At 41.1% G+C, this 11,907-nt stretch carries 8 protein-coding genes; all 8 read right to left on the minus strand.

Features of this window, described 5'->3' with window-relative positions; genetic code table 11:
* Positions 1-97 precede the first annotated feature (97 nt).
* Positions 98-1,765 carry a DAK2 domain-containing protein gene (locus RWZ99_RS07390; RefSeq protein ID WP_314677527.1) on the minus strand — a complete coding sequence of 556 codons (1,668 nt, stop codon included), beginning with the start codon at positions 1,763-1,765 and terminating at the stop codon, positions 98-100.
* Positions 1,765-2,130 (minus strand): Asp23/Gls24 family envelope stress response protein, encoded by a 366-nt coding sequence (locus RWZ99_RS07395; RefSeq protein ID WP_002885694.1) that lies wholly within the window; start codon positions 2,128-2,130, stop codon positions 1,765-1,767. The genes RWZ99_RS07390 and RWZ99_RS07395 overlap by 1 nt, the downstream gene beginning before the upstream one ends.
* A gap of 109 nt (positions 2,131-2,239) precedes the next feature.
* On the minus strand, positions 2,240-3,529 hold the full coding sequence (locus RWZ99_RS07400) for an MATE family efflux transporter (RefSeq protein WP_314677529.1): 1,290 nt from the start codon (positions 3,527-3,529) through the stop codon (positions 2,240-2,242).
* A gap of 59 nt (positions 3,530-3,588) precedes the next feature.
* Positions 3,589-5,073 carry a threonine synthase gene (gene thrC / locus RWZ99_RS07405; RefSeq protein ID WP_314677532.1) on the minus strand — a complete coding sequence of 495 codons (1,485 nt, stop codon included), beginning with the start codon at positions 5,071-5,073 and terminating at the stop codon, positions 3,589-3,591.
* A gap of 160 nt (positions 5,074-5,233) precedes the next feature.
* Positions 5,234-6,205 (minus strand): hypothetical protein, encoded by a 972-nt coding sequence (locus tag RWZ99_RS07410; protein WP_314677535.1) that lies wholly within the window; start codon positions 6,203-6,205, stop codon positions 5,234-5,236.
* 25 nt (positions 6,206-6,230) lie between these two features.
* The gene (locus RWZ99_RS07415) at positions 6,231-7,076 is read right to left on the minus strand and encodes a hypothetical protein (protein WP_314677538.1); all 846 of its coding nucleotides are present in this window, start codon (positions 7,074-7,076) and stop codon (positions 6,231-6,233) included.
* Between the two features lie 159 nt (positions 7,077-7,235).
* Positions 7,236-9,824 carry a bifunctional acetaldehyde-CoA/alcohol dehydrogenase gene (gene adhE / locus RWZ99_RS07420; RefSeq protein ID WP_399556273.1) on the minus strand — a complete coding sequence of 863 codons (2,589 nt, stop codon included), beginning with the start codon at positions 9,822-9,824 and terminating at the stop codon, positions 7,236-7,238.
* A gap of 138 nt (positions 9,825-9,962) precedes the next feature.
* Positions 9,963-11,858 (minus strand): M13-type metalloendopeptidase, encoded by a 1,896-nt coding sequence (locus RWZ99_RS07425; RefSeq protein WP_314677541.1) that lies wholly within the window; start codon positions 11,856-11,858, stop codon positions 9,963-9,965.
* Positions 11,859-11,907 lie beyond the last annotated feature (49 nt).

An 11,907-nucleotide genomic window follows, 5' to 3' on the forward strand; every position in this document is an offset into this window, starting at 1 on the left:
TCCGGTCCTCTCTAGATGTTAGCTTTTCGTCACCCACTACAGTTGACACGGAGCCATAAAAAGGAAGCCCTAAGACTTCCTAAATGATTATTTTAAATTATTCAACGCTAAAGAGGTATGGATACACAGGTTGGTCCCCTTGGAAGATTTCAACTTCGATATCTTCATGAGCCTCTTCCAATTTTTCAGCGAGTGCTTGTGCTTGTTCTTGATTGCCTTCTTCACCGACGTAAATCATAACAATTTCGCTGTCTTCGTCAATCATCTTGTCAAAGGTATCAAGAAGGGCTTGATCCATATCTGGTGTAGATACAAGAATCTTACCATCTACCATACCAAGAATATCATTTTCATGAATCTCAAGACCGTCAATAGTTGTGTCACGTACTGCCAAAGTCACGCTACCACTTGTTACATCTGAAAGACTGGCTGTCATAGCTTCAACATTAGCTTCGATACTTTGGCTAGGATCGAAAGCAAGCAAGCTTGTGAAGCCTTGTGGTACTGTACGTGTTTCAACAACCGCAGCATTGACATCTACTACTTCAGCAGCTGATTGTGCTGCCATAAAGATATTTTTATTATTTGGCAGGATGATAACATTCTTGGCATTAACCTGCCCAATAGCCTTAACAATATCTTCTGTTGATGGGTTCATTGTTTGACCACCTGAAATCACATAGTCAACACCTTGTGATTTGAAGATATCTGCAAGCCCATCTCCGGCAACAACTGCAATAAGGGCAAAGTCTTTAGGAGCAGAAGGCGTAGCTTGAACGGCTTCTTCTTTTTGAACTTGTGCATCGTGTTGGTTACGCATGTTGTCAACCTTAACTTTGACAAGAGCTCCATATTTAAGACCTTCTTGCATGACAAGACCTGGATCCTCTGTATGGACATGAACTTTGACAATTTCATCGTCGTTAACAACAAGGAGAGAATCCCCAAGGTTACTCAAGTAATTTTGGAACTCTTCATAGTCAAAGTCCTTCACATAAGTTGGACCTTGTTTGAGACCAATCATGATTTCCGTACAGTAACCGAAGGTAATATCTTCAGTTGCAACATGACCTGCAACTGACTTATGATGTTCTGCATTGATCATCTCTGTCATAGTAGCAGGAGTCGCTTGGAAGTCCTCTGAAGCGATATACTCACCTGTGAGTGCTGACAAGAAACCTTCATAAATAAAGACCAAACCTTGACCACCTGAGTCTACTACACCAACTTCTTTCAAAACTGGAAGCATCTCTGGTGTCTTAGCCAAGGCAGCCTTAGCTCCGTCAAGAGCTGCACGCATAACCTCAACAGCATCATTCGTAGATTCAGCTTTCTTAATCGCTGCTGAAGCTGCACCACGTGATACTGTAAGGATTGTTCCTTCAACAGGTTTCATAACAGCTTTATAAGCAACTTCAACACCTGATTGGAAGGCGTGAGCTAAATCTTGGCCGTCAAGTTCCGTTTTATCTTTAATGCTTTGACCAAAACCACGGAACAATTGTGAGGTAATAACACCTGAGTTACCACGGGCACCCATCAAGAGACCTTTAGACAAAATCTGACCAACTTCACCAACTGTTGAAGCTGATTGATCTGCGACAGCTTTGGCTCCGTTATCCATAGTCATTCCCATGTTTGTTCCAGTATCTCCATCTGGTACTGGGAAGACATTGAGTGAATTCACATATTCTGCTTGCTTACCTAGACGCGTTGCTGCCGCTTGGACCATCTCCTGAAGCAAGCTTGTTGTAATTTTAGACACTAGTTTTCTCCTACGACTTTAATATTTTGAACGTAAACATTTACTGTTTCAGCCTTGATACCGAGTTGATTCTCAAGATTAAATTTCACACGTTCTTGAATATTTTTTGAAACCTCACTAATCTTAACACCGTAACTCATAACAGTGTAGACATCCACAGTGATACCTGCATCAGTAGATTTCACGACAACTCCTTTTGCGTAGTTTTCTTTTCCAAGAAGTGCTTGAAAATTATCTCGGATAGCACTCTTACTTGCCATACCGACAACGCCAAAAATTTCTGTTGCTGAACCGCCAACTACTGTTGCGATGACATCATCTGACAATTCGATTTGACCATCTTTTGTATTGATTTTTACAGTCATAATTACTACCTCAAAAAGTTTTTATCAGTTTATTTTATCATATTCGAGCCTACTTGTAAAAAATAAGAAGAAGATGCCTTTTGAATAAGAGCATCTCCCCATCATTTGATTATCTAAACTGTCTCTTTGCGAGATAACGACGGTACATCACGTAGAGAAAGACCGCACGCCATATATTATCAACAACTGTTGCAATCCAGACACCTGCAAGGCCCATTCCCAAACTCACTCCTAGGAAGTAGCCTGAGAAAATTCGGATTAGCCACATTCCAATAGTCGTTGCGTAGAAAGGCATCTTAGCCTTCCCAAGACCTTGCCAGGCTGCTGTGTAGACTAAAGTCGCCGAAGTCACGGGATTCCCTAGGAATGAATAAAGCATAACGACCTGACTAGCGGCAATAGCTGCTTTATTATCTGTAAAGAGGCTTGACAAGTCTTGGCCAAAAAGTAAGATGCTTCCGGAAACTAAAACCATCAAGAAAGTTGAAATCCAGTAAGACTCTCGTATAATACGCTTCATCTGCGCCTTATCCCCTCGCCCCAAACTATTGGCAACCAAGATAACCGTGGCTGTAGCCACCCCCATACCTGGCATATAGTTAAACTGGGTGAGATTTTCACCAATGGCATTACCACCGACAACGGCTGTACCAAAGGTAACGATGATGGCCACGATTACAACATCACCAGCACGCATCATTAACCGCTCACCTGCTGCTGGTAGAGCAATTCCCAATAACTCCTTGTTAAAAGGTTTGGTAACTTCAAACTGTTTCACATCCAATTTCATCGCAGTCCATAGTATGACGGTCCCAACTAGACGAGAAAAAACCGTAGCTGTAGCTACCCCAACAATCCCCCAATGTCCAACAAAAATAGCCAAAGAAGATAGAAGAGCGTTAAGAAGATTAGTCAAAAGACTGACAACCATGGAAATACGAGGACGTCCCTTGGCTCGTAGTATATTACCAAAGGTAGTCATCAAAGCCAGAAAGACCACACCTCCACCGACTAGACCCAAATAGAGACTGCCAGCCTGAGTCACAGATTGCTCAGTGCCCAGAAGATTAAGAATGGCTCCACCACCAAAAATGGAGAGTAGACCCAAGACGAGACTAAGAGCAAGGGTAATAATAATAGCATCCCAGGTGTCTCTGTTAGTCGCTTTAACGTCTCCTTTTCCTAGGCTTCTAGCAATGACACTAGCACTCGAAGCCCCCAGGGCAATGAAGATAGCCTGATAAATCGTAATGATATTATTGGCCACGGAAACCCCTGATATAGCAACAATACCAACCTGAGCTACTAGGTAAGAATCGACAACCCCCATCAACATTTGTAAGAGGTTTTCAGCCATAGCCGGTAAGGCTATGTTTAAAATTTTCTTTGTTTCTGTCATAATATTTTCTTTTATATTGATAAAAATAGGGCTGATTTCTCAGCTCCTATTTTTTATTCTTATACACCAAGATAGCTTTCAACTGCTTTTTGCATATCAGCTGCAGCAACAACTGTTTTATGGCGAACTTCTGCACGTTCAAGTCCATCTACAGCAGCTGGGATAGCTACACCTGAAAGTTGGTGCAAATCTTCTACCGCTTTGAAGTCATCACCACTATCTTTACCAGTAACAGCTGAAACAGCCACACGTGGGAACTTGTATGGACTAGCTGTTGAAGCGATAACTGTTGGTGTGTGATCATCTGTCTTTTGAACGTATGCTTCGTAAACAGCTGAGGCAACCGCTGTGTGAGGATCCTCAATATACTTGTCTTCTTCATAAACACGTTTGATTTCAGCAGCTGTTTCGTCCTCAGTTGCAAATCCTGCTGCAAACAAATCAAGAATATCTTTATCTGCATCAGCCAAAGTGTACTCACCCTTAGTCACAAGCGCATCCATAAGCTCTTTAGTCTTAGCTGCATCATTACCAAGAAGGTGGAAAATCAAGCGTTCTAAGTTAGAAGATACCAAGATGTCCATAGAAGGACTTGTTGTTACCTTGAAGTCGCGTTTCTTGTCATAAGTACCTGTTGCAAAGAAGTCTGTAAGGACATTATTTTCGTTAGAAGCACAGATTAATTTACCAACTGGGACACCTATTTGACGTGCATAGTAAGCTGCCAAGATGTTACCAAAGTTTCCTGTTGGTACTGTGAAGTTAACCTTATCTCCGTTTTGGATATGACCTGCCTTAACCAACTGCGCATAGGCATACACATAGTAAACCACTTGTGGTACCAAACGACCAACGTTCATTGAGTTAGCTGATGAGAATTGCGTATGATGAGTCAACAATTTCTCACGCAAATCAGCGTCGTTAAACATACGTTTCACATCTGTTTGGGCATCATCAAAGTTACCATCAATGGCAATAACATGAGTGTTAGCACCTGTTTGAGTTGTCATTTGCAACTCTTGGATTTTTGAAACACCATCTTTTGGATAAAAGACAATAATTTCAGTTCCAGGGACATCTGCAAAACCAGCCATGGCAGCTTTACCAGTATCACCTGATGTCGCTGTCAAAATAACAATCTTGTTATCAACACCTTGTTTCTTAGCTGATGTTGTTAGCAAATAAGGCAAGATTGAAAGCGCCATATCTTTGAAGGCGATGGTAGAACCATGAAAAAGCTCAAGGTTATAATGGTTTTGAAGTTTGACCACTGGAGCAATGGCTGCTGTATCAAACTTATCATCATAAGCATTTGTGATACAGTAATCCAATTCTTCTTCAGTAAAATCATCCAAGAAAGCAGACAAAACTAATTTAGCAACTTCTTGGTAAGAAGCATCTTTCAATCGATCAAAGTCTAAAGTAACTTCAGGTGTTGTCAATGGGGTGAACAAGCCACCATCTGTTGCCAATCCTTGAAGAATAGCCTGACTAGCTGTTACTTTATTATTTTCGTCACGTGTTGATTGGTATACAAGTGTCATGGTAAATCCTCTTTTTTAGATAGTCTGTGGCCTTATTGTAGCATAATTGTCAGAATATTTCTACACGTATTGTGACCTGTGAGAAAATCATTCGGATTTCACTTCTTTAAGTTCATTTAAATACCAGAAAAAATCCGGAATTTCTTTCCCGGATTTTCTTTTAGAATTTATCTTTGGTGTCATTCTTAGTTGAAAAAGTGATATCTTTTGATTTACCATCACCACTAAGCGTTACCTTGTTATCTTTTTTAGTAACTTTTAGCTCTTGGCCCTTTTTCACATTGAGACCATCGATATCAACATCTTTGTTGACAGAAGTAACAGTCATCTTATGTCCCAAACGGCTAACCTTCCCTTTAAAAAGAGTTGTCGTTGTTTCGCCTGTCTTGGAATCATACTTTTGACCACTGTCTTTCGCAGCTTTTTCAAGAGCATCATCAAGTTCTTTTTCTATAGTTTCCTCACTGTAATAACTTTCAAAGGAATCTCCATAGATGGCTTTAAATAAATCTCCAAAGGTTGAAAATGTCTTCTCAAGACTATCACGATAATCCTTGATGTAAGTTTTCTTGTCAAAGGTATAACTAGCCGTCACCTTGGCATTGCTACCTTTCACCTTCATGGTTACAGCAGTATCTGTAATATACTTTTCAAGTTCTTGACTTTCCAGATCTGTCAAGCTTTCAGACATACTTGAGCTATATTCTCTACCTAAAGAACTACTGTACCATTTGCCGTCAATATTACCTGTCACATAACGGTAAGTCATAAAGCCACCGATACATAAAAAGACAAGGGCTACTGCTGATACAATTGAGACTAGGATGCGTTTTTTCTTTTTAGGATCCATGCCTTTTTTAAGAGCCAAATTTGCCATAGCCGCCTGTCCTTCCGAAAAAGCTACAGTAGGAGATGCTTGTACTACTGGGACTACTTCAGTTGGTACAGGATTGGTACTAGTCTCGACAATTTCTGCCGCAACCTTAATTGGTTCAGCCGTCGCTGGTTCTTGCGTTTTAACCGATCCCTCGTTAACAAACTCTCCAGCTTTCAAAGCATCCGCCATCTCCTGGACACTAGGCTTACGACCATTCACCGTTTCAAAATAATCCAACCATTCCGCTCTTGTCATTTATATTCCCCTTTAATTTCATTTTTTATGTGTTTTTGGTGAAGCTAATGTCACCGAATTCACTGTGTCCCTTGATGGTAAATCCGCCATTGTTAGGCGTGTAATCTAATATATCACCCTCTTTAAAGGCATCTGAAACCCCGGCCTTATCGACAGTGATTGTCTGCTCCCAACGGTTAATTTCACCCGTGAACGCAGTTGTTGTTACACGACCTGTTTTAGAATCATATGTATAACTCTTTGGAAGTTCTTTCTTCACCGTCTCATCAAACTGTTTATAGTAGTCTTCTTCTGATAAAGAATTACTATCGAAAATCTCCAAGAATTCCTCACCGTACTGCCCCTTCAGTTCATTAACCCTACTCTGGTAAGCCTGGTAGAAGCCTTTACGGTTGTATACAAAGCTCACTTTTAAGTGTGCCTTGTTGTCAGTAATGTTCATTGTTGTATTGATATCAGTTATCGAATCTTGACCTTGTGGTAGTGCATTACTGACTTTATTTTTAGTGCTAGCTGTATCTTTTAAAGTCGTTAACATTTTCTCGCTAAAGGTCGGGCTTATCCACTCGCCCTCAATACTGGCAGCTCGATAACGGTAACCCATTACGATACAAACAATCAAAAGGATAGTGAGTATCGCTGCAATAACACCTGATACCATTCCCAAAATATTCTTTGAGGTTACTGGCTCCTTTGATTCTTTTACTTTTTGACTAGGATCAAAACGAACAGTCACCATCCTATCAGCATTAAACTCTTTAAACTTATTAGTCGCCCTATCCCCTTCTATGGAGGCCCTTGATGGCCTCATTTCATGAGGCCTGAGAGAATGCGCTGTGGCATTCAAACTAAGCCCTTCTTCTTTTGTCATAGAACTCTCCTTATTTTACCGTAAGGTTATTATAACAATTCTTAAAGCGTTTTTCTATCTTATTCAGGAAAGTCCTTTATTTTTAATTTGGATAAACACTCTAATATAGTAGCTTTTAGCAAAAAAAGTAGCCCTTATAGAGCTACTTTTGTCTATCGCTTAACCTTTGTAATCAAAGGCAACTTCGATAATTTCTTTCAATTCTGAAATAAGAGGTTCTTTTGGATTAGCTGTTGTACATTGGTCTTCGTACGCATGCTCTGCCAAAGTATAGGCAGTATCTTGAAGAAGTTTCTTAGTAACCCCTTGTCCTTTCCAGTTCATGTCAATACCAACAGCAACACCCAATTCGTAAACTTTTTGTGCCAAAACTTCAACCAATTCAGCATCTGATTGTTTGTCAGTACCCCATCCCATGAAACGAACGATATCTGCGTAATCCTTGTCTGCACGGAAGTAATCATATTTAGGGAACATAGCGTGTTTTTGAGGATCACGACCATTGTAACGAATTACGTGAGGCATCAAAATCGCATTGGTACGTCCGTGTGGAATGTCAAACATAGGACCGACCTTGTGAGCTAGTGAGTGGTTGATACCAAGGAAGGCATTGGCAAAGGCCATACCAGCCATTGTAGACGCATTATGCATCTTTTCACGTGACTCTTCATCACCAAAGCGGTAAGAATGTTCAAGATTTTCAAAAACAAGTTTAATCGCTTGAAGTGAAAGTCCACGTGTATAGTCGCTAGCCATTACTGATACGTAAGACTCAATAGCGTGAGTCAAAACGTCCATACCTGTATCTGCTGTAACACTAGCAGGCACACTCATAACTAAAGCAGGGTCAACGATGGCAATATCTGGAGTCAAAGCGTAATCTGCCAAAGGATACTTGATATGAGTTTCACTATCAGTGATAACCGCAAATGACGTTACTTCTGAACCTGTCCCTGAAGTTGTTGGGATACAGATGAATTGTGTCTTCTGAGCGTAAGGAATCTTGTAGGTACGTTTACGAATATCCAAGAATTTTTGTTTAGCGCCGAAGAAGCTTACATCTGGGTGTTCAAAGAACATCCACATAGCCTTAGCAGCATCCATTGCAGAACCACCACCAAGAGCGATAATCACATCTGGTTGGAAATCTACAAAACGTTCCAATCCTTTATATACTGTATTAGTAGATGGGTTTGGCTCAACATCTGAGAAAACATCTACTGCTGGTCTGTGGCGGTTAAGTTCCAATTGGCGTTTAACCAAGTCAGCGTAACCAAACTGAACCATACCAGGGTCACAAACTAACATCACGCGGTCAGCTTCAATGTGACGCAAGTAAGTTATTGAGTCTTTTTCGAAGAAGATTTTTGGTGGGACGCGAAACCATTGCATGTTATTGCGGCGCTTTGACAATGTCTTAACATTCAAAAGATCGAATGAGCTAACATTGTGTGAAACTGAGTTATGACCGTGTGAACCACAACCAAGAGTCAATGATGGAATCATGTTGTTGTAGATATTACCAATACCACCTTCAGCCGATGGGCTATTCACCAAGACACGGCAAGCCTTCATGCGGATACCGTATTGGAGTTGGAGCTCTTCATTTTCAGTGTGGATAACAGCTGTATGTCCAAGACCTCCCAAATTGAGCATGCCTTCTGCTTTTTTGAATCCATCTTCAACGCCATCAGATTTGATAAGGGCAAGTACTGGAGACAATTTTTCCAAGGCAAGTGGGTGTTCCATTGTTGCATCTGGAATTTCTGCCAAAAGCATTTTTGTACCTGCAGGTACTTTAAGACCAGCTTTTTCAGCAATTTCAATAGCTGAGTGACCTACAATAGCACCATTTACAGCTGTACGTGCTTCATTAAGAACGACTTTTTCCAATTTAGCAATATCAGCTTTTTTAGAAATGATGACACATTGATGTGCTTCGAATTCAGCCTTAACTTCATCATAAACAGCTGCATCAACGATAGCTGCTTGTTCAGAAGCACAAATCATACCATTGTCAAAAGTTTTTGAAACGATGATATCGTTGACGGCACGTTTAACTTTAGCATCAGCAGCAATATAGGCTGGTACGTTCCCAGCTCCTACACCAAGAGCTGGTTTACCAGTTGAATAAGCGGCCTTAACCATACCAGGTCCACCAGTCGCAAGTACTGTGGCAATCTTAGGATGGTTCATCAAAAGACCAGTTGCTTCGATAGATGGCTCTTCAATCCACTGGATACAGTTCTTAGGTGCACCCGCTTCAATAGCTGCATCACGGACGATACGAGCTGCCTCTGCAGATGATTTTTGAGCTGATGGGTGGAAGGCAAAGACGATAGAGTTACGTGTCTTAAGAGCAATAAGGGCTTTGAAAATTGTTGTTGAAGTTGGGTTAGTTGTTGGTGTCACCCCACAGATAACACCGACTGGCTCAGCGATAGAAACCAAACCTTGTTCTTTATCTTCAGCGATAACGCCTACTGTCTTGTCATATTTAATACTATTCCAAATGTATTCAGAAGCATACATGTTCTTGATGGCTTTATCTTCATAGATACCACGCCCTGTTTCATCAACGGCCAATTTTGCCAAATACATATGTTTATCTAGGGCAGCAATCGCAGCTTGGTGAACAATGTGGTCCACTTGCTCCTGCGTAAAGTTAGCCATGGCATCGAGGGCTTCAACCCCTTTTGTTGCTAATTCATCAATTACTGTTTGAACATCTTTAGTTTGTTTAGTCATATGAAACTCCTTTGAATACTTGTTAAAAACTTCACAAGCTTTAACACAAATCTATTATAACGTTTTCCACACATTATGTAAACCCTTACATGGACAAAAATAAAGAATCCATCCATTTTGGACAGATTTCATCACTTTTTACCAAATAATGACACGATCTTCTGGGGCACGCCACATGCCGTCACCCTCTTTGACATCAAATTCCTTGTGAAATTCGTCGAAGTTGGTCACGATAACATTTGTACGCCATTTAGCTGGGGCATGAACATCCACGCTAGCCAACATTTGCATGTATTCTTCACGCGCCTTCATACGCCAAATAGTCGCAAAGTTAACAAAGAATTCACGGACTGAAAAATCTTTATCACGTTTAGCGGCTTCTAAAGCACAGGCCACGCCACCAAGGTCTGCCACGTTCTCAGAAACAGTCAGTTTGCCGTTGACCTTAGCACCGTAAGAATCCAAGCCCTCAAACTGCTCTACAATCTTATCAGTACGTTCTTTAAAGGCTGCGTAATCTTCTTCAGTCCACCAGTTCTTAAGACTACCGTTTTCATCGAAGGAAGCACCATTGGTATCAAAGGCATGGGAAATCTCGTGTGCAACGACCGCACCGATTCCACCGTAGTTAGCTGATGACGATTGGTGAAGGTCATAGAAAGGTGCTTGTAGGATGGCTGCTGGGAAAACAATTTGGTTCTGCTGTGGGTCATAGTAAGCATTAACCATGTGGGCAGGCATATGCCATTCACTACGATCAACAGGTTTATTCCACTTGCTCCAGCTATGAGCAACCGAAATTTCAACTAACTTCTGTGCATTCTCAACAAATGACAAGTTCTCATCAATAATCTTCTTGTCATAAGTCTCTGGCAATTTTTCTGGATAACCAATATGAGGTGTGATGACATTCAGTTTCGTAATGGCCTTTTCACGTGTCTCAGGAGCCAACCAATCCGCTGTTTGAAGGCGTGATTTATAAACGTCAATCATAGTTGCTACTTTGGCTTCGACATCTGCCTTGGCTTCTGGTGAGAATTTCTCTCCTGCATACCAAAGTCCTAGAGCCTGATTGTAAGGTCCTTGTGCCAAATAGTAGGCTGCTTTTTTCTTTTCCATAGCTTGTGGTGTTCCTGAAAGCGCACGACCATATTTTCCAGCCAAGAAACGAAGTTCATCTGTCAAATAGGCATTCCAAGATGTCGTAACATCAACAAGTAGGACCGCCTTTAGTAATTCCCAGTTGACTTCTGAGTAATATTCTGCCGCAAATTCTGTCCAGAATCGTTCTTCAGGAACGATAACTTTATCAGGAACTTGTCCCAAGATTTCTGTGAAGATATTATCCAGTGGAAGTTCTGGCGCCAGCTTGGCAAAATCTGCCCAATCATATGGGTGGTAGAGTTCCACATACTCAGAAGCCTCTTCACGCGAAAGGACATACTTGGCCAACTTAGCATCAAGGGCGATAACCTTATCCAAGATGTCTTTGATTTCCTCAGCTGTAAAGCCATATTTTTCTAAGAGCTCTTCTTGAATCTCACGCCAAATTCCTAAAAGCTCCTTGCCCTTCTCATTATCCTCAGTATAATAGGTTGTATCAGGCAAAATAATACCCGGTGCTGATGCCCAGAGAACATTTAATTGAGCATTCATAAAGTCTGGAGATACACTGAATGGAAACTCATTGGGCTTACCTGACATCTCATACTCAGCAATTTTCGAAGTAAATTCTGAGAATGAGGAAAGATTCTTGTATTCTTCAATCAAAGGCTTAACAGGCTCGATACCTACTGCCTCACGTTTGTCAAAGTCCGCAGCCATACGGTGAAACTTTATAAAATTTTGTAGAATGGCATTGTCAGGAACATTCTCTCCTGCCAACCACTGATCAGTTGTTTCAAGCATGAGGTCTTCAATTTCGTCCGCTAAATCTGAGAAACCACCTGTACGTGGCTTATCATCGGGAATCACTGCTGTCTTTTCCCACTCACCATTAATTGCATGGTAAAAATCATCTTGTAAGCGTGTCATTACACTTCCTCCATCAACATTAAAAGTGCTTTCATTATAACAAAATTCC

Source organism: uncultured Streptococcus sp. (genome assembly GCF_963545685.1).
GTDB lineage: Bacteria > Bacillota > Bacilli > Lactobacillales > Streptococcaceae > Streptococcus.

Bases quoted from the DNA above. Each gene is read 5' to 3' on its own strand.
- RWZ99_RS07395 (WP_002885694.1), bottom strand. From the start codon at position 2,130: ATGACTGTAAAAATCAATACAAAAGATGGTCAAATCGAATTGTCAGAT.
- RWZ99_RS07400 (WP_314677529.1), bottom strand. From the start codon at position 3,529: ATGACAGAAACAAAGAAAATTTTAAACATAGCCTTACCGGCTATGGCT.
- thrC (WP_314677532.1), bottom strand. From the start codon at position 5,073: ATGACACTTGTATACCAATCAACACGTGACGAAAATAATAAAGTAACA.
- RWZ99_RS07410 (WP_314677535.1), bottom strand. From the start codon at position 6,205: ATGACAAGAGCGGAATGGTTGGATTATTTTGAAACGGTGAATGGTCGT.
- RWZ99_RS07415 (WP_314677538.1), bottom strand. From the start codon at position 7,076: ATGACAAAAGAAGAAGGGCTTAGTTTGAATGCCACAGCGCATTCTCTC.
- adhE (WP_399556273.1), bottom strand. From the start codon at position 9,824: ATGACTAAACAAACTAAAGATGTTCAAACAGTAATTGATGAATTAGCA.
- RWZ99_RS07425 (WP_314677541.1), bottom strand. From the start codon at position 11,858: ATGACACGCTTACAAGATGATTTTTACCATGCAATTAATGGTGAGTGG.